Here is a 17337-nt window from a genome sequence, read left to right as displayed (position 1 = left end):
TCCTCCTGCGTCGGAATGACAGATTTAAGTAATACTATTTTGGAGCGAATGGTTTGGGCATATTTGGAAACCCTGTTCCTGCTGTCCGCTCTATCTTTTTCTTTCGGTGAGAGCCTCAACGAAAGAAAAAGGATGCCGCTCCCATCAGGGCTGAAGGAGGAACTTTAAAACCTTTTGGAACGATTGTGAAAATTCCTGTATCCTGACCAAACTGTCTTTGAGGCTTTTGCGAAACCCCTTTGCGCTCTTTGCGGTTAAATCAACAACATCCAACGGTTAAATCAATCCCAATCAATTTTTCAAATTAGCATCCAAAATAAATCGCGGTAACTTATATTTGTAACTCAAAAGTCATTTATGCCGCATTTCGTAGAAGTCGTTTTACCGTTAGCCTTACCCAAAACATTCACTTATCTGGTTTCTGAAGCCGAGTTTCAGTATATCCAAAAAGGAATGCGCGTGGCCGTACCTTTCGGAAAAAGCAAAATCTACACCGCTTTGGTAATCGATTTGCACCAGAACGTACCAACGCTTTATCAGGCCAAAGAAATTCATCAGATATTAGATGAGGCTCCGGTGGTAAACGAATTCCAAATCGAACATTGGCAGTGGATTGCAAACTATTACATGTGTTCCATTGGAGAAGTATTTAAAAGCGCTTTGCCGTCCGGATTTTTATTGGAAAGCGAAACCATTATTTCGGCTCAAAACGATGTTACTATCGATGCAAAAGAGCTTTCCGACAGTGAATTCCTTATTTACCAAGCGTTGCAACAGCAATCGTCCTTAAAAGTGGAAGACATTGTTTCCATCCTCGGGAAGAAAAATGTATTTCCGATTTTAAATGCAATGCTTGCTAAAAATGTATTGCTCTTGCAGGAAGAAGTCGCCGAAAAATACAAACCGAAATTAACCCGATACATTCGTTTGCAAGCGGAATTTCTGCAACAGGAACAATTATCGGAACTAATGGAAATCCTTTCCCGCGCCCAAAAACAACGCGAACTGGTACTGCATTATTTTCAGCTGAATGCCAAGGAAAAAAAGCCAATATCGGTTAAGAAATTGTTGGAAACTTCCGGAAGTACTTCGGCAGTCGTGAAGTCGTTGGTGGATAAAGAAATTTTCGAAGAATATTATATCGCGGAAGATCGTGTCTCCTTCGAACAAAATACGGATGCCGGTTTTCAGTTGAGTCAGCCGCAACAAAAAGCGTTTGAAGAGGTTAAAGAAAACTTCGGACAACATGCTGTAACATTATTGCATGGCGTAACGGCTTCGGGTAAAACCGAAATTTACATTAAATTAATAGAAGAATATATCGCTAAAGGCGAACAGGTTTTGTATTTGCTTCCCGAAATCGCTTTAACGACACAATTGGTAACGCGATTGACGGCTTATTTTGGCAATCAGGTGGCGGTTTTTCATTCTAAATATTCGAACAACGAACGCATCGAAGTATGGAATCAGGTGTTGCAAAATTCGGATAAAGCGAAGATTGTGATTGGAGCACGTTCGGCTTTGTTTTTGCCTTTTTCAAACTTAGGATTGATTGTTATCGACGAAGAGCACGAGCAGACTTTCAAACAATTCGATCCGGCGCCGAGATATCATGCCCGTGATGCGGCAATTGTTTTGGCATCGCAGCATAAAGCTAAAGTTTTGTTGGGTTCGGCTACGCCAAGTCTGGAAACCTATCACAACGTAAAAGCAAAAAAATACGGTTTAGTGGAGCTTTTCGAGCGTTACGGTAATGTGGTTTTACCCGAAATCTATCTGGTTGATTTAAAAGACAAATACAAACGGAAGAAAATGAACGGGCATTTCAGTGACGATTTGCTCGAAGCGATGACAGAAGCCTTGTCTAAAGGGGAACAGGTAATTTTGTTTCAGAACCGCCGCGGCTATTCGCCATTCGTGGAATGTATGACGTGCGGACATGTACCGCAATGTCCAAGTTGCGATGTGAGTCTGACCTACTACAAATTCAAAAACCAGTTGCGTTGTCATTATTGCGGCCATTCGATTGCGAATCCTACGCATTGTCACGCTTGCCAGTCGGTTGATCTGTCTACGAAAGGTTTCGGTACCGAGCAGATTGAAATCGAACTGAAAGCCCTTTTTCCGGAAAAAACCATCGGAAGAATGGATCAGGATACCACTCGAGGAAAATTCGGCTACGAAAAAATTATCGATGCGTTTAAAAATCAGGAAATTGATGTTTTGGTCGGAACACAAATGCTCGCCAAAGGATTGCATTTTGATAACGTAACACTGGTCGGCGTAATGAATGCCGATAATATGTTGAACCAACCCGATTTTCGTTCGCACGAGCGCGCCTATCAGATGATGATGCAGGTGTCGGGCAGGGCAGGGCGTTCTGAGAAAAGAGGAAAAGTGATGATTCAGACGTACAATCCGTATCATAATATTATTCAACAGGTTGTGAATAATGATTATAGCGGAATGTATAACGAGCAGGTGTATGAACGTCATAATTTCAAATATCCGCCGTATTATCGTTTGGTGAAATTAACATTGAAACATCGGGATTTTGACAAGCTGAAAGAAGGTTCGCTGTGGTTGTACAATGTTTTGGTGCAGCAACTTCAGCTTCCTGTTTTAGGTCCGGAAGAGCCAGCAATCAGTCGGATTCGTAATGAATATATCCGAACAATTTTAATCAAGATTCCGAATCAAAACCATTTGGGACAAACAAAAAAAACTATCCAACGGGTGCTGAATAGTTTTGAGGCGGTTGCGCAATACAGAGCCATAAAAGTGACACTAAATGTCGATAATTATTAAGCGCTTTCGATTGCTTTTACTAAATCTTCTTTTTTGTTTCGGCTTAACGGAATCTTATTCGGACCGATTTCGGCAAACTTACTGTTGAATTTCTCTATTTTATCAATGTTTACGATGAAGGATTTGTGAACGCGAATGAATTTCTCTTTCGGCAGTTCATTTTCAAAAGCTTTCATTGTTGATAAAACCAAGTGGTTGTCTTCTTCGGTAATTACTTTTACATAATCGCCGTACGCTTCAATCCATTTGATTCGGGAAATATAAATTTTAAGTTTTTTCAGGTTACTCTTGATAAAGATGTGTGGGCTTTCTTCTTCACCGCCGTTTTCTTTACTCAACGAGATCATACTTATGGCTTTTTTAACAGCCTGGTTAAAGCGTTCTCGGGTAATGGGTTTGTGAAGGTAATCCGTCGCGGCATAATCAAATGCCTTTACAGCGTATTCTGCCTTAGAGGTAATAAAAATCACCTGCGGTTTCACTTTCAAGCCGTCCAACAGGTCGAAACCATTAATTACGGGCATTTCGATATCCAAAAAGACTAAGTCCACATTTTTATTTGTGATACAGTTTTTGGCTTCCACAGCATTAGAAAATTCGCCTACAAGCTCCAGATTCGGGTTGTCATTTACCAGTTTGGTAATGGTCAATCTTTGGATGCTACTATCATCAACTACAATACAATTTATTTTCATAAGCTTCTGGTGAGAGTTAATATCGAAATAAAAATAGCTAAATAGTTTTAATATCCAAAGAATTTATGTGAAAATATTGCATTTCATCTAAAATACAGGAAATGGTATTGCAGGTTAAATATAAATCACTATTTTTGCACCCAATTTTATAACAAATAAATTTTTTATTATGAATCATTATGAAACTGTTTTCATCTTGAATCCCGTTTTATCTGAGCAACAGGTAAAGGAAACAGTTAGCAAGTTTGAAGATTTTCTTACTTCTAAAGGAGCAGAGATGGTATCCAAAGAGGATTGGGGCTTAAAAAAAATGGCTTACGAAATCCAACACAAGAAAAGTGGTTTTTACCATTTGTTTGAATTCAAAGCAGCACCAGAAGTTTTAATCGCTTTTGAAACTGAATTTAGACGTGACGAAAGAGTTATGCGTTTCTTAACTGTAAGTTTAGACAAACACGCGGTAGCTTGGGCAGAAAGAAGAAGAGCAAAATTAAAAGCAGCTAAAGCATAATTATTATGGCAACTTTACAACAATCCGCTTCAGGAAAAAAAGACGGAGATATCAGATATCTAACGCCTTTGAATATCGAAACTAACAAAACTAAAAAGTACTGTCGTTTCAAAAAATCCGGTATCAAATATATCGATTATAAAGATGCAGATTTCTTATTGAAATTCGTTAACGAACAAGGGAAAATTCTTCCTCGTCGTTTAACAGGTACTTCTTTGAAATACCAAAGAAAAGTGTCTGTTGCTGTTAAAAGAGCAAGACATTTAGCTTTAATGCCATACGTGGCCGATTTATTAAAATAATTAAAAATTACAGTTGTTGCCACGCCACTGGCGGGCTAACTTCTATAAATACAAAAGGACAACAACATGGAACTTATTTTAAAACAAGACGTTCAGAATTTAGGATTTAAAGACGATGTAGTATCTGTAAAACCAGGTTACGGTCGTAACTTTTTAATTCCTCAAGGAATGGCTATTTTGGCAACTCCTTCTGCTAAAAAAGTTTTAGCTGAAAACTTGAAACAAAAAGCACACAAAGAAGCTAAAATCGTTGCTGATGCAAAAGCAATTGGTGAGGCTTTGAAAGCTTTAGATATCAAAATTTCTGCTAAAGCAGGTGGTGAGAAATTATTCGGATCCGTTACAAATGCTGACATCGCTGAAGTTTTAGAGAAAAACGGTCAGTCTATCGACAAAAAATTCATCACTTCCGGTATCGTTAAACGTACTGGTAAATACACTGCTTCAGTGCGTTTACACCGTGATGTAATTGTTGAATTAGCATACGAAATTATCGCTGAACAAGCTTAATTTCCAATTCATTATAAGGAAGCCTTCTCGTTTGAGGAGGCTTTTTTTTTAAAAGCAGTATATGAAATATACAAGACTTACAAAAGAACAACTTGAAGAGCTGCATCCGGAGTTTATTAACTTTTTGGCTTCCCAATCTATTGATAAAAATGAATGGGATACCATTAAAGCGCAAAACCCGGAAACTGCGGAGCAGGAAATTGATGTTTTCTCCGATTTGATCTGGGAAGGTGTTTTAGGAAATGCTAAATATTTGGAACATTATTCCAAAAACTACATTTTTCTTTTTCATTGTACGGAAGTTCACATGATGACTATCATTATTCGTGCCTTAGTGCCGGAAGTCAATTTATTGCAAAAAGAAGGGCTACAATGGTTAAGTGATAATTTGTTCACGGATAATGTTGAAGTACAACGCGGACAAAAAGTTTTTACAGACGACAGGAATATGGAAATATTCAATTTGATTCAACAAGGCGCTATTTTTACGGATGGTGATTTGTTTGAACAAATGAGCGGAATTTTGGAGCAATAGTTTTATTGTTTTAAAAGGGATATTATTAAAAATTGGTTAAATTAGTTGCATTAAACTAATCTAGCCAATTTTTCTTTTTTATGGACGTTTTGCCTAAAATACAAGCCCTCAGAGACGAACTTAACCAACACAATTATAATTATTACGTATTGGATAATCCTACGATTTCCGATTACGAATTTGATACAAAACTAAAAGAGCTTCAGGATCTTGAGGCTAAACATCCCGAGTTTTTTGATGAAAATTCACCAACTCAAAGAGTTGGAGGTGCCATAACCAAAACTTTTGAAACGGTTCAACACGAATACCGTATGTATTCACTCGACAATTCGTATTCCAAAGAAGATTTGTTGGATTGGGAAAAACGCGCCCAGAAGATTTTAGGTGATGTTCCTTTGGAATATATCTGTGAATTAAAATATGACGGTGCTTCCATAAGCATTTCCTACGAAAACGGGAAGTTGAAACGTGCCGTTACAAGAGGTGACGGATTTCAGGGCGACGATGTAACCAATAACATCAAAACCATCAAAGCGGTTCCTATTAAGCTGAAGGGTGACTTTCCGCAAAAATTCGATATAAGAGGTGAAATCATTTTACCTTTTGCCGGATTTGAAAAAATGAACCAGGAATTGATTGAAATAGGAGAAACTCCGTATGCGAATCCTAGAAATACGGCTTCCGGGAGTTTGAAATTACAAGACAGTGCCGAAGTGGCCAAACGACCGCTCGATTGCTTGCTGTATTCCTTAATAGGCAACAATCTGCCAATCACTACTCATTTTGAAGGCTTGGAAAAAGCACGTCAATGGGGGTTTAAAGTGCCAACACAATCGCATTTGGCCAAAAATATGAATGAAGTTTTTGACTTTATCAATTATTGGGACAAGCACCGACACGAAATGCCTTATGAAACAGACGGAGTGGTAGTTAAGATTAATAATATTCATCAGCAGGATGAATTAGGCTATACCGCAAAATCCCCGCGTTGGGCAATCGCCTATAAATTTAAAGCAGAGCAGGTTTCGACGAAATTAAATTCGATTTCCTATCAGGTTGGACGAACGGGAGCCATTACACCGGTTGCTAATTTAGAGCCGGTTCAGTTGGCGGGAACTGTGGTAAAAAGAGCTTCGCTTCATAACGCAGATCAGATTGAAAAATTAGATATCCGAATTGGTGATACGGTTTTTGTGGAAAAAGGAGGCGAAATCATCCCGAAAATTATTGATGTTGACTTAACGAAACGACCGGCTAATTCTGAACCTACAAAGTACATTACCCATTGTCCGGAATGTCAAACCGAATTGGAACGAAAAGAAGGTGAAGCGAATCATTATTGCCCAAATTTTTACGGTTGCCCACCGCAAATTATCGGAAGAATTCAGCATTTCATTACGCGCAAAGCGATGGATATTGAAGGATTGGGCGGAGAAACCGTAGCGTTACTTTTTAACAATGGTTTGGTGACCAATTATGCGGATTTGTACGAACTTAAAAAAGAGCAAATCATTCCGCTGGAACGAATGGCGGAAAAATCAGCCGATAATATGATTAAGGGGATAGCCAAATCCAAAGAAATCCCGTTTGAACGAGTGTTGTACGCTTTAGGAATTCGATACGTAGGGGAGACAGTGGCCAAAAAGTTGGCAAAACATTATAAATCAATCGATGCGATCGCTTCTGCTTCCCTGACGGATTTGATTTTAGTCGATGAAATAGGCGAAAAAATCGCCCAAAGTGTCATTGAATTTTTTGATAATCAAGAAAATAGGCTTATCATTGAGCGATTGAAACAATACGGAATTCAACTGGAAGCAATCGCCTCAGCAGACACAACGGTTTCCGATGTACTTTCGGGTAAAACGTTTGTGGTTTCGGGGGTTTTTGAGAAATTTTCACGGGACGATCTGAAAAAAGCCATAGAAGACAACGGCGGAAAAGTAGGTAGTTCCATTTCTGCGAAAACTCATTTTGTGGTTGCCGGAGATAATATGGGACCTGCCAAACTTGAAAAAGCGAATCAGTTGAATATTCCAATCATTACCGAGGATGATTTTATAGCAATGATACATGGGTAAAAATGCACCGGCCTTAATTTTATATTTTTCTGCATCTTTGGTGTACGTGCTTTCTATTGTTTTGAAATGGGATTCTATAATTACATTCCTTTTCAAACCAATGATTGCTCCGGCAATTTATTTCTATTATTGGCAGGAAAGTAAAGGGAAAGTAGCTTTATTGCCTTCTTTGGTAATGCTCTTTTTTTATATTGGCGACATGATGATTCTGATCGAATATGAAGATTTATTGGTGCCGCTAATGATTTTAAATCTGATTGCTTATTTGTTTATCGGATTTTATCTTACCCAAGATTTGTTGCGTTTGAAAAATCCTAAAATATCAAGCTATGCTGTTTTGATAATCTGTTTGGTGATTGTCTTTTTGTTGAGCTTGCTTTACGTTGGTTTATCGCTTGTTTTTAACACCACAGATGCAAATTATGGTTTGCTTCTCGTTTATGGTATCACGCTTGTAGTATTGGGTATTGAAACCGTAACCTATTATGTTTTGAAAAGTAATCAGGCCGGTTTTTTTCTGTTATTGACCATTTTTTGTTTGGTCATAAGTGATCTGTTTTATGTGTTGTACAATCATTATGCAAAATTCAGTGTTTTTATAGATATCAATGTGTTTTGTCAGGTCATTTCATTTTACTTCATTATTAAATATTTTTTATACCGCAAACAACAATACATACCCATAAGTTACGATGAAGAATAAACCTGCATTAATCATGTATTTTATCGCGTGTATGGTTTACATGCTGGGAGTTGTATTGGGCAATAATGAACTTATGCTGGTTTCCAAACCGGTAATTGTTCCGGCTATATTTTTCTATTATCTTCAGGAAAGAAAAATTAAATTCAGTTGGACTTATACTTTGATAACGATTCTTTTCTTTACAGGTGACATGATTGTACTGATTGATTCGGAAAACCTTTTTGTTTTAATTATTGCCGTTTTTCTTTTGGCTTATCTGTTCTTTCTGAAAGGACTTGTTGATGATTTGGTGACGTTACGTTTGCGATTTATCAATAAAACACATTTGTTTGCGTTGCTTATTTGTGTGTTCTTTTTAATCTTTTTGTTGATCAGTATAGTGGATGTTCTCATAGAGAATAAAACTGAAAACTTAGGATTAATAGTGCTTTACGGTATTGTTCTGGTTTCCCTAGGAACGTTAGCCTCCTTAAATTATATTATAAAACCTTCGAGATATACTACTTTTATGATTTTAGCGAGTTTGTCATTTGTAATTTCGGATGTTTTTTATATTCTTAAAAAGGATTTTTTGGAAATTGAAATATTAGACTATCTGAATAATTTCACACAGATAGTCTCATATTATTTTCTAACCCAATATTATCTTCTTAAAGATTTGAAAAATTGAGAACTGAATTCCGAAAAAATATAGCAGCATTTCTCGGAATAGTATATTGTATACTTTCTTTGTTTGTTATTTTTGCTGAATATGAAAAAGACATTCGGATAATTAGTTACACCAAACCTTTTTTAATTCCTGTTTTGGGTGTTTTGTATGTTGTGATGTCCAAAAAAGTTAACTGGATTTACCTGTCGGCACTGTTGTTTATCTGGATGGCGAATTTGTTTTTTATCAATCAGACTCCGGAATTTATTTTTAAAGGCACGGCTAGTTATCTTGTGTTTTGGATATTCATCATTTATCTAATTCTGGTAAATACTTCGTTCCCAAATAAGGTGTCTTTTTTGATTGCGGTAATTCCTTTTTCGTTTATTTATTGTTGTGTTTTTCAGTTGGTTTATGAAAATATCGAAACCGGTGTGTATTTCTTTTTTATCAACGGGGCGTTTATGATTTTTATGGGTGCTTATTCACTGGCCAATTATTTTATCGATTCCAACAGAACAAATACTTATTTTTTAATCTGTGCCTTATTTTTCACCTTCATTCAGTTTTTGGTATCGATAGATTTGTATTATGTTTCAATAAAACTTTTCAGGCCAATTGCAATGTTGTTGTTTGTTACGGCGCAATTTTTTCTGTTAAAAACAATGCTCTTATTTGAAAATAAAGCTCTTGGGAAGGAAAGAGGGTAGTGTTTTTAGTTAATGAATATTTGATGAAGTAAGTTTCTGTTTTAAAATAATGATATGGGTTTCGAATTGACGAAAATATGGTTCTCTGAAAAAATAAAACTGCTTTATCTGCTTATAAGCTTGGTGTTGATTTATGCGGAATATTTAAAAGATGTGAACCTTCTCTATCTTGTAAAACCTCTTTTAATGCCAACGTTGTTTTTTCTCTATTTGTTGAATGTGAGTAAAAAAGAAATTAGTCGATATTTTGTTTTGGCGCTTTTTTTTATGTGGATTGCCAATATTTGTTTTATCAGTTCTGAAAAAAATACAATGGTATTGGGAATCTTAAATACTTTTTTAAGCAGACTGTCCGTTCTGATTTTAATTTTGAAATGCTGTAAACCTCCTAAAACATTACCGTTTATAATTGGAACTTTTCCTTTCGTAATTATTTTTATTACTGTTTTAGGGCTACTGAATGATAAATTGGGAGATGCATTTTATTTTGTACTGCTTAACGGACTGCTTGTAATTTTGTTGGGAGGAGTAGCACTGGCAAATTATTTTATAGCAACAAACAGGATTAATACCTATGTTTTAATCAGTGTTATCCTGTTCACTTTTATGCGTTTCATTGTGGCAATCGATTTTTATTATCTTTCTTTGCCAATATTCAGACCCATCGCTATCGCCATATTTTCTGTTGCTCAATATTTGCTTTACATGGCAGTTATTTCTATAAATCAGGAAAAACAATTAAACAATAATGCTTCTGCCGTTTCCTGAACCGGTTTTGCTTTTCGGATTAAAATAGAAATCAATTCTTCCAAGATTGATTCCGTAACAGCCCACCTGATTTATCATAACTTCCTTGCCGTCCTTGTTTTTTTCGATAACCGGTTTCTCAAGAAACGTATGTGTATGTCCGCCAATAATTAAATCAATGTCTTTGGTTTGTCGGGCCAGATTCACATCGCAAATTTTTTCCGGCTCATTGGTGTATTTAAAGCCCAAATGGGACAAACAAATGACTAAGTCGCAGTTTTTTTCCTGTTTGAGAATTCGCGTCATGTCTTGCGCAATTTCCACCGGATTGTTGTACACCGTTTCTTTGTAAAGTTGCGGACTCACCAATCCCTGAAGTTCCACTCCCAAACCGAAAATTCCGATTTTAATGCCGTCTTTGTGCAGTATTTTATAGGGTTTTATGATGTCGTTTAGAATGGTATTTTTAAAATCGTAATTAGCAGAAACAAAATCGAATTTTGCATGAGGTAATTGCGCATAAAAACCATCAATCCCGTTATCGAAATCGTGATTTCCCATGGTGGCCAAATCATATTGTAACATGCTCATTAACTTGAATTCCAATTCGCCCCCATAGTAATTGAAATAAGGTGTTCCCTGAAAAATATCTCCGGCATCCAACAGTAAAACGTTTTTTTCCTCTTTTCGGATTTGTTCAATCAGAGCGGCTCTTCTTGCTACGCCTCCCATGTTTGGATTCTTAGGATGATCGGCGGGAAAGGGATCAATATGACTGTGCACATCATTAGTATGCAGGATGGTAATTTTTTTTATTTCAGAAGTTGTTTCTGTGGTATCAAAACTGCTTAACGATAAACCACCCAACGTCAATAATGCGGAACTTGCTGCTGTGTTCTTTAAAAAATCTCTTCTTTTCATCTTATTCCAGGATTATTCTTTTGTTGGTAATTACAGGTATTGTGTCTGTTTTCTTGAAATAATCAATCATTAGGTTGCGAAGCTTGTAATTCATGTCGTATGATTTTATCGCTTTCTTAAAAAATACCATATTATCGCCTCCGTTTGATAAATAATCGGAAGTAGCTACATAGTAGGTTTTCGAATCGTCCAGCGGTTTTCCTTTAACGGATAACGATTTTACGGTCATGGTGTTTTTGTCGATGATTATTTCCAATCCCCTTAACGGATGCGGTTTTCTTTCTTTCAGAATGTAATTTGCCATTTCGCGGATTTCAGTTCCTTTCAGTTCTGCGATAATCAGACTGTTTTCAAAAGGCATGATTTCGAATGCGGTGCGTGTAGTGACATTCCCTTTGGGTAAGATGGATCGGATTCCTCCGTGATTTAAGATGCAAATGTCGATGTCTTTTTTTTCGCGGGACAAAAAAAAGGGATTGCCCATTTCGATTGTCATGTCGGCCATAAGATTGCCTATCGTGGTTTGCCATTCCCCTTTACTTTTGTCCAACGTTTCCGGAGCATAGGCCAACACATTATCAAGGTCTTTGTTGATGTGTTCGCGGTAAGGTGCAACAAAAGCATCAATTGATTTTACTTCGCCGGATTGTGCTGTAATTCCAATTTGTTTTCCTTCTATTTTCGAATTGTAATATTTGTTTCCACCACAGGAAATCAATAAAAAAACCGAAAAAGCAACAATAAATTGTATGAAAAAACGGTTATACTTTCTTAACTTTACCATTCGTAATAAGTCTTATTTCGTTAAATTTGTATTCCAAGTAAAATTACTATGTTTTTAAAACTTTTAAAGGATTTTTCAATTAAAAAATTAGTTAAAAAATCCTTAGTCAATTATAAGCCTGTTGTAACCGAAGATAAAATACAAACCGTTGGATTGCTGATTGATGAAAGTTATTTTACCCAAAAAGAAGCGCTGATTTCAGAAATTACCAAAAACGGAATCGACCGGAATGCTCTCGAAATTCTTATTTACCGGGACAAAATTAAAAAGAAAGATACCTTTGAAAACCCGTTTTTCAGCAGGGATTCTATTTCATTTGGAGCAGAATTTCAGAAACAGGATATTACGGATTTTATTAACAAACCGTTCGATATGTTAATTAGTTATTATGATGTTGAAAAACCTCCGTTAGTATTGGTAACTTTGCAGTCGAAAGCAAAATTTAAAGTCGGTTTTTCCACTGTTGAGAAACGATTGAATGCTTTTATGATAACAACAGTAGCTGAAAAACATTCGGAATTTGTAACGGAATTGTTCAAATATTTAAAAATTTTAAAAAAGATATAAAATGCAGGCATTTATTGGTACCGGAGTAGCGTTGGTAACCCCATTCAAAAAAGATTTTTCTGTTGATGTGGAAGCATTGAAAAGAATTGTGAATTATGTAATTGACGGTGGTGTGGAGTATTTAGTGGTTTTAGGGACCACGGCTGAATCGGCAACCCTTACGGCAGACGAAAAAGAATTGGTTATCCGTACCGTTAAAGAAGCCAACAACGGAAGATTGCCATTGGTTTTAGGAGTAGGAGGGAACAATACCATGAAAGTTGTGGAAGAATTGAAAACAAGAGATTTTTCAGGATTTTCAGCAGTTTTGTCTGTTTCTCCGTATTATAACAAACCTACACAGGAAGGGATTTATCAGCATTTTAAAATGGTGGCAGAAGCGTCTCCGCTACCCGTGATTTTGTATAATGTTCCAGGTAGAACCGCAAGTAATATGTTGCCGTCAACGGTAATCCGATTAGCGAATGATTTTAAAAACGTAATCGCAATTAAAGAGGCCGCCGGAGACATTGTACAAGCTATGAAATTACTTCAGGACAAACCAAAAGATTTCCTTGTGATTTCAGGAGATGATATGATTACTCTTCCAATGGTTTTAGCTGGTGGAGCGGGTGTGATTTCAGTAATCGGTGAAGGTTTTCCAAAAGAATTCTCTGAAATGGTGCGTTTAGGATTGCAAAGAAAAGTAGACGAAGCTTACAAATTGCATTATTTGCTTGCCGACAGTATCGATATGATTTTCGAACAGGGAAATCCGGGCGGTATCAAAGAAGTGTTTAAATCATTGGGATTGTCTGAAAACACAGTTCGTTTGCCATTGGTAAATGTTAACGAAGATTTAGCAAATCGCCTTGATGCTTTTGTAAAGAAAGTCGTAAATTAGCATTTCTAACAAAAACAGAAATCTATGTTGTCAAAATCTATAGAGACTGCAATCAACAATCAAATTAAAGTAGAAGCAGATTCTTCCCAAATTTATCTGGCTATGGCCTCTTGGGCGGAAGTTCAGGGGTTTGAAGGAATCGCAACTTTCATGTACAATCAATCCGACGAAGAGCGCATGCACATGCTTAAATTGGTAAAATATGCCAATCAGCGTGGAGGAAATGCAAAAATCCCGAATGTGATTGAGCCAGTTTTGGATTGTTCGTCTTTTAAGGCACTGTTTACACAATTGTATGAACATGAGGTAATGGTTTCCCAAAGTATTAATAATCTGGTTCATGTTTCCTTGGGTGAAAAAGACTATGCTACACATAATTTTCTGCAATGGTATGTTTCGGAACAAATTGAAGAAGAAGCAACTGCAAGAACAATTTTGGATAAAATCAACTTAATTGGTGATGATAAAGGCGGATTGTATCTGTTTGATAACGATATGAAAAATTTTTCCGGAAATCAGCCCGGTTCAGTAAAATAAATCACGATAAAGTGAGTTAAAGGAAAGATGTCTTTTTATGGCATCTTTTGCTTTTTTAAGACATGAAAAAAAGATTTTGTAATCTATAATTAATAATTAACTTTGCATTTGCTTTTGAAGGTAATGTAAAATTACGTTTACAGGCATTATAACCAAAACGAAACATGAATAAATTTTTATATATTTTACTTTTTTCAGTACTTTTTGTTTCTTGTAGTCCGTACCAAAAAGCTTTAAAATCAGAAGATTTGGCGTTTAAATATGAAGTGGCAACTCAAAAATACGAAAAAGAAAAATATACCAAAGCCATTCGATTATTCGAGCAGATAGCCGGTCCAAACAGAGGAAAGCCTCAGGCCGAAAAGTTGTTTTACATGTTTGCTCAGTCGTATTATAAAACAGAACAATATTATTTAGCTGCCTATCAGTTCGAGTCATTTGCGGCTACATATCCTAAAAGTGAGCACAGAGAAGAAACAGCCTTTTTAGGTGCGAAGTGTTATTCTTACCTGTCTCCGGTGTATTCTCTGGATCAATCCGATACTGATAAGGCAATTGAAAAGTTACAGAATTATATCAATACTTATCCGAATTCACAGAATTTGGACGAGGCAAACAAGATTATGACTGTCCTTAGAGACAAGTTAGAGAAAAAAGCGTTTGAAATCGCAAAGCAATACAATACGATTTCAGATTTTAAATCAGCTATTCGTTCTTTGGATAATTTTATTTCTGATTATCCCGGCACAAAATACAAAGAGGAAGCTTTATATTATAAGTTTGATTCCTCATACAAACTGGCGTTAAACAGTGTGCCTTCCAAAATGGAAGAGCGATTAAATTTGGCTAAATTGGCTTATTCCGGATTACTCCGTTTTAAACCTGACACAAAATATAAAACTGATGCCGATGAAAAATTGGCAATTATTGAAACTGAATTACAAAAATTTTCTAAATAATTAAGTATGGATTTAAAGAAGACTACAGCTCCTGTAAATACAATTACCTACAATAAGAGTAAAATCGAAGAGCCAACGGGGAATGTATATGAAGCGATTACTATTATGGCAAGAAGAGCGAATCAAATCAACTCTGAAATCAAAAAAGAATTGATTGACAAGCTTGAGGAGTTTGCTACTTATAATGATAGTCTTGAAGAAATTTTCGAAAACAAAGAGCAAATCGAGGTTTCCAAGTTTTACGAAAAATTACCAAAACCACACGCGTTAGCAGTTCAAGAGTGGTTGGAAGGTAAAATCTATTACAGAGATTCAAATAAACAATAACAGTATGTCTGTTTTAAGCGGAAAAAAAGTATTACTCGGTATTTCCGGAGGAATTGCCGCATATAAAACAGCAACATTAGTTAGACTACTTATAAAAGCAGGCGCTCAGGTTCAGGTAATCATGACGCCTGCTTCTAAAGATTTTGTTACACCGTTAACACTGTCAACACTCTCCAAAAATCCGGTTTATTCTACCTTCTTAAGTGAGGAAAACGAGAATGAACAATGGAACAATCACGTTGAGTTTGGACTTTGGGCCGATTTGATGCTCATTGCTCCGGCAACTGCCAATACACTTTCCAAAATGGTGAACGGCAATTGTGATAATCTTTTAATTGCCACTTATCTTTCTGCCAAATGTCCTGTTTATTTTGCTCCGGCAATGGATTTGGATATGTACAAACACAGTTCTACTGTAGCCAGTTTTAATGCCTTGAGAGACTTCGGTAATATTATTATTCCGGCAGAAACCGGCGAATTGGCAAGCGGACTTTCCGGTGAAGGAAGAATGGCAGAACCTGAAAACATTATTGCTTTTCTGGAAAAAGACATCGAAAGCAAACTTCCGTTAAAAGGAAAAAAAATATTGGTTACAGCCGGTCCAACTTACGAGGCGATTGATCCCGTGCGTTTTATCGGAAATCATTCTACCGGAAAAATGGGGTATGATATAGCCAAAGCAGCAGCTGATTTAGGTGCCGAAGTGATTTTGGTTTCCGGACCCACACATCTGCAGTTGAAACATTCTCTGGTGACAGTGGAAAGGGTAACTTCCGCTGAAGAAATGTATAAGGTTTGTCATCAGTATTTTAAAGATATGGATGTGATGGTAGCTGCAGCTGCTGTTGCAGATTATCGTCCTAAAAATGTTGCCGCGCAGAAAATAAAAAAGAACGACACCGCGTTTTCAATTGAATTGGAAAAAACAAAAGATATTCTCGCATCGCTTGGTGAAATTAAAAAACAACAGTTTTTAATCGGTTTCGCATTGGAAACTGAAAATGAAATTGAACACGCAAAGCAGAAAATTCAGAAAAAAAACTTAGATTTGATAGTTCTTAATTCGTTAAACGATCAAGGTGCCGGTTTTGGAAAACCCACCAATAAAGTAACGTTTATCGATAAGAATTTTTCCATTGAACCTATGGATTTAAAATCGAAGGAAGATGTGGCAAAGGATATTGTCAATAAAATAACAGAACATTATGCGTAATTGGATTATAACAGCACTTTTATTGGTTTCTTATTTCGGATACAGTCAGGAATTAAACTGTACGGTAAAAGTTAATTATGATCAGATTACCGCAGCCAATGTTCAGATTTTCAAAACATTGGAGCGTTCTTTGGGCGAGTTTGTTAACAATACCAAATGGACTACCCGAAATTTTGCCAACAAAGAGCGTATCGACTGCAGTATGTTTATTACCATTCAGTCTTACGAATCCAACGAATTTACCTGCACACTACAAATCCAGTCTTCCAGACCGGTGTATAATTCAACTTACGGTTCTCCGGTATTTAATTTTAACGACAAGGAATTTAATTTCAGATATCTTGAATTTGAAAATTTTGTTTACAATCCGAACAGTTACGATTCTAATCTGATTGCGGTTGTTGCTTTCTATGCGAACATTATAATAGGTTTGGATGCTGATACTTTTTCAAGTCAGGGCGGTACAAAATTCATAGAAAGTGCTGCTAACATTGCCAATCTGGCACAGTCAAGCGGGGCGGCAGGTTGGACACAAACGGAAAAAAAACAAAACCGTTATTACTTAGTAAACGATTTGCTTTCCAATACATTTACTCCTTATCGTGAGGCCTTATACGAATATCATTTCTTAGGAATGGATAAAATGGCTGATAAACCCAAAGAAGCAAAAGAGAATATCGTTAAAGCCATTCAGACAGTTTCCAAGATTCACAACGTGCGTCCGAATGCTTTCATTACCCGAATCTTTTTTGATGCCAAAGCAGACGAAATAGTAGCTGTTTTTTCAGGAGGTCCGAATGTTAACATAGCGGAATTATCTGAAACGTTAAACAGGGTTTCGCCGTTAAATTCCGCTAAATGGAATGCTATAAAATTCTAAATTTGTGTTTAGACT

General features: G+C 36.5%; 20 protein-coding genes. 17 read left to right on the top strand and 3 right to left on the bottom strand.

Annotated elements, in window-relative coordinates; all coding sequences use genetic code 11:
• Nucleotides 1-357: 357 nt before the first annotated feature.
• On the top strand, nt 358-2808 hold the full coding sequence (priA, locus tag FCR2A7T_RS13270; protein WP_023571818.1) for a replication restart helicase PriA: 2451 nt from the start codon (nt 358-360) through the stop codon (nt 2806-2808).
• Here the strand turns inward: priA and FCR2A7T_RS13265 are convergent.
• On the bottom strand, nt 2805-3503 hold the full coding sequence (locus FCR2A7T_RS13265; protein ID WP_035118492.1) for a LytR/AlgR family response regulator transcription factor: 699 nt from the start codon (nt 3501-3503) through the stop codon (nt 2805-2807). The genes priA and FCR2A7T_RS13265 overlap by 4 nt on opposite strands.
• Before the next feature lie 169 nt (nt 3504-3672).
• On the opposite strand from FCR2A7T_RS13265, the gene rpsF reads away from it, so the two are divergent.
• From rpsF to FCR2A7T_RS13220, 9 genes are all read left to right on the top strand, one after another.
• Nucleotides 3673-4014 carry a 30S ribosomal protein S6 gene (rpsF, locus tag FCR2A7T_RS13260; protein WP_035118490.1) on the top strand — a complete coding sequence of 114 codons (342 nt, stop codon included), beginning with the start codon at nt 3673-3675 and terminating at the stop codon, nt 4012-4014.
• Nucleotides 4015-4019: 5 nt separating this feature from the next.
• Complete coding sequence (gene rpsR / locus FCR2A7T_RS13255; protein ID WP_007138295.1) at nt 4020-4316, top strand: 30S ribosomal protein S18; 297 nt, start codon at nt 4020-4022, stop codon at nt 4314-4316.
• Between the two features lie 66 nt (nt 4317-4382).
• Complete coding sequence (rplI, locus tag FCR2A7T_RS13250; protein WP_023571814.1) at nt 4383-4826, top strand: 50S ribosomal protein L9; 444 nt, start codon at nt 4383-4385, stop codon at nt 4824-4826.
• Nucleotides 4827-4887: 61 nt separating this feature from the next.
• The gene (locus FCR2A7T_RS13245) at nt 4888-5361 is read left to right on the top strand and encodes a DUF6495 family protein (protein WP_023571813.1); all 474 of its coding nucleotides are present in this window, start codon (nt 4888-4890) and stop codon (nt 5359-5361) included.
• 80 nt (nt 5362-5441) lie between these two features.
• A complete protein-coding gene (gene ligA / locus FCR2A7T_RS13240) occupies nt 5442-7442 on the top strand; it encodes an NAD-dependent DNA ligase LigA (RefSeq protein ID WP_023571812.1) in 2001 nt (666 codons plus the stop codon).
• A complete protein-coding gene (locus FCR2A7T_RS13235; RefSeq protein ID WP_035118488.1) occupies nt 7435-8145 on the top strand; it encodes a hypothetical protein in 711 nt (236 codons plus the stop codon). Before ligA ends, FCR2A7T_RS13235 begins: the two co-directional genes overlap by 8 nt.
• Nucleotides 8135-8815: a lysoplasmalogenase family protein gene (locus tag FCR2A7T_RS13230; protein ID WP_035118486.1), complete on the top strand. Its 681-nt coding sequence runs from the start codon at nt 8135-8137 to the stop codon at nt 8813-8815. Before FCR2A7T_RS13235 ends, FCR2A7T_RS13230 begins: the two co-directional genes overlap by 11 nt.
• Nucleotides 8812-9504, top strand: coding sequence for a lysoplasmalogenase family protein (locus FCR2A7T_RS13225; protein WP_023571811.1), 693 nt, complete (start codon nt 8812-8814; stop codon nt 9502-9504). Before FCR2A7T_RS13230 ends, FCR2A7T_RS13225 begins: the two co-directional genes overlap by 4 nt.
• A gap of 54 nt (nt 9505-9558) precedes the next feature.
• Nucleotides 9559-10272 carry a lysoplasmalogenase family protein gene (locus FCR2A7T_RS13220; RefSeq protein ID WP_023571810.1) on the top strand — a complete coding sequence of 238 codons (714 nt, stop codon included), beginning with the start codon at nt 9559-9561 and terminating at the stop codon, nt 10270-10272.
• On the opposite strand, the gene FCR2A7T_RS13215 is transcribed toward FCR2A7T_RS13220, so the two are convergent.
• Both FCR2A7T_RS13215 and FCR2A7T_RS13210 read right to left on the bottom strand, forming a co-directional pair.
• Complete coding sequence (locus FCR2A7T_RS13215) at nt 10243-11172, bottom strand: bifunctional metallophosphatase/5'-nucleotidase (RefSeq protein WP_023571809.1); 930 nt, start codon at nt 11170-11172, stop codon at nt 10243-10245. The genes FCR2A7T_RS13220 and FCR2A7T_RS13215 overlap by 30 nt on opposite strands.
• Before the next feature lies 1 nt (nt 11173).
• Nucleotides 11174-11956: a 5'-nucleotidase C-terminal domain-containing protein gene (locus FCR2A7T_RS13210; RefSeq protein ID WP_023571808.1), complete on the bottom strand. Its 783-nt coding sequence runs from the start codon at nt 11954-11956 to the stop codon at nt 11174-11176.
• A 48-nt stretch (nt 11957-12004) separates the two neighbouring features.
• On the opposite strand from FCR2A7T_RS13210, the gene FCR2A7T_RS13205 reads away from it, so the two are divergent.
• The 7 genes from FCR2A7T_RS13205 (at nt 12005) to porD (ending at nt 17322) form a co-directional block, all read left to right on the top strand.
• Nucleotides 12005-12523: a DUF6913 domain-containing protein gene (locus FCR2A7T_RS13205; RefSeq protein ID WP_023571807.1), complete on the top strand. Its 519-nt coding sequence runs from the start codon at nt 12005-12007 to the stop codon at nt 12521-12523.
• Between the two features lies 1 nt (nt 12524).
• Nucleotides 12525-13406, top strand: a complete 882-nt coding sequence (gene dapA / locus FCR2A7T_RS13200; RefSeq protein ID WP_023571806.1) for a 4-hydroxy-tetrahydrodipicolinate synthase — start codon at nt 12525-12527, stop codon at nt 13404-13406.
• 24 nt (nt 13407-13430) lie between these two features.
• A complete protein-coding gene (locus FCR2A7T_RS13195) occupies nt 13431-13943 on the top strand; it encodes a ferritin (protein WP_023571805.1) in 513 nt (170 codons plus the stop codon).
• Nucleotides 13944-14107: 164 nt separating this feature from the next.
• A complete protein-coding gene (locus FCR2A7T_RS13190) occupies nt 14108-14902 on the top strand; it encodes an outer membrane protein assembly factor BamD (protein WP_023571804.1) in 795 nt (264 codons plus the stop codon).
• A gap of 6 nt (nt 14903-14908) precedes the next feature.
• Nucleotides 14909-15229 carry a DNA-directed RNA polymerase subunit omega gene (locus tag FCR2A7T_RS13185; protein ID WP_023571803.1) on the top strand — a complete coding sequence of 107 codons (321 nt, stop codon included), beginning with the start codon at nt 14909-14911 and terminating at the stop codon, nt 15227-15229.
• A gap of 4 nt (nt 15230-15233) precedes the next feature.
• Nucleotides 15234-16442 (top strand): bifunctional phosphopantothenoylcysteine decarboxylase/phosphopantothenate--cysteine ligase CoaBC, encoded by a 1209-nt coding sequence (coaBC, locus tag FCR2A7T_RS13180; protein WP_023571802.1) that lies wholly within the window; start codon nt 15234-15236, stop codon nt 16440-16442.
• Complete coding sequence (gene porD / locus FCR2A7T_RS13175; protein WP_035118484.1) at nt 16435-17322, top strand: type IX secretion system protein PorD; 888 nt, start codon at nt 16435-16437, stop codon at nt 17320-17322. Before coaBC ends, porD begins: the two co-directional genes overlap by 8 nt.
• Nucleotides 17323-17337 lie beyond the last annotated feature (15 nt).

The sequence above is a fragment of the Flavobacterium cauense R2A-7 genome, from assembly GCF_000498475.1.
GTDB classification, from domain to species: Bacteria; Bacteroidota; Bacteroidia; order Flavobacteriales; family Flavobacteriaceae; genus Flavobacterium; species Flavobacterium cauense.
Note: the sequence above shows the minus strand (reverse complement) of the source record. Positions and strands in the feature narration are given on the sequence as shown.

Coding starts and splice junctions, on each gene's coding strand:
- priA (WP_023571818.1), top strand. CDS start 358: ATGCCGCATTTCGTAGAAGTCGTTTTACCGTTAGCCTTACCCAAAACA.
- FCR2A7T_RS13265 (WP_035118492.1), bottom strand. CDS start 3,503: ATGAAAATAAATTGTATTGTAGTTGATGATAGTAGCATCCAAAGATTG.
- rpsF (WP_035118490.1), top strand. CDS start 3,673: ATGAATCATTATGAAACTGTTTTCATCTTGAATCCCGTTTTATCTGAG.
- rpsR (WP_007138295.1), top strand. CDS start 4,020: ATGGCAACTTTACAACAATCCGCTTCAGGAAAAAAAGACGGAGATATC.
- rplI (WP_023571814.1), top strand. CDS start 4,383: ATGGAACTTATTTTAAAACAAGACGTTCAGAATTTAGGATTTAAAGAC.
- FCR2A7T_RS13245 (WP_023571813.1), top strand. CDS start 4,888: ATGAAATATACAAGACTTACAAAAGAACAACTTGAAGAGCTGCATCCG.
- ligA (WP_023571812.1), top strand. CDS start 5,442: ATGGACGTTTTGCCTAAAATACAAGCCCTCAGAGACGAACTTAACCAA.
- FCR2A7T_RS13235 (WP_035118488.1), top strand. CDS start 7,435: ATGGGTAAAAATGCACCGGCCTTAATTTTATATTTTTCTGCATCTTTG.
- FCR2A7T_RS13230 (WP_035118486.1), top strand. CDS start 8,135: ATGAAGAATAAACCTGCATTAATCATGTATTTTATCGCGTGTATGGTT.
- FCR2A7T_RS13220 (WP_023571810.1), top strand. CDS start 9,559: ATGGGTTTCGAATTGACGAAAATATGGTTCTCTGAAAAAATAAAACTG.
- FCR2A7T_RS13215 (WP_023571809.1), bottom strand. CDS start 11,172: ATGAAAAGAAGAGATTTTTTAAAGAACACAGCAGCAAGTTCCGCATTA.
- FCR2A7T_RS13210 (WP_023571808.1), bottom strand. CDS start 11,956: ATGGTAAAGTTAAGAAAGTATAACCGTTTTTTCATACAATTTATTGTT.
- FCR2A7T_RS13205 (WP_023571807.1), top strand. CDS start 12,005: ATGTTTTTAAAACTTTTAAAGGATTTTTCAATTAAAAAATTAGTTAAA.
- dapA (WP_023571806.1), top strand. CDS start 12,525: ATGCAGGCATTTATTGGTACCGGAGTAGCGTTGGTAACCCCATTCAAA.
- FCR2A7T_RS13195 (WP_023571805.1), top strand. CDS start 13,431: ATGTTGTCAAAATCTATAGAGACTGCAATCAACAATCAAATTAAAGTA.
- FCR2A7T_RS13190 (WP_023571804.1), top strand. CDS start 14,108: ATGAATAAATTTTTATATATTTTACTTTTTTCAGTACTTTTTGTTTCT.
- FCR2A7T_RS13185 (WP_023571803.1), top strand. CDS start 14,909: ATGGATTTAAAGAAGACTACAGCTCCTGTAAATACAATTACCTACAAT.
- coaBC (WP_023571802.1), top strand. CDS start 15,234: ATGTCTGTTTTAAGCGGAAAAAAAGTATTACTCGGTATTTCCGGAGGA.
- porD (WP_035118484.1), top strand. CDS start 16,435: ATGCGTAATTGGATTATAACAGCACTTTTATTGGTTTCTTATTTCGGA.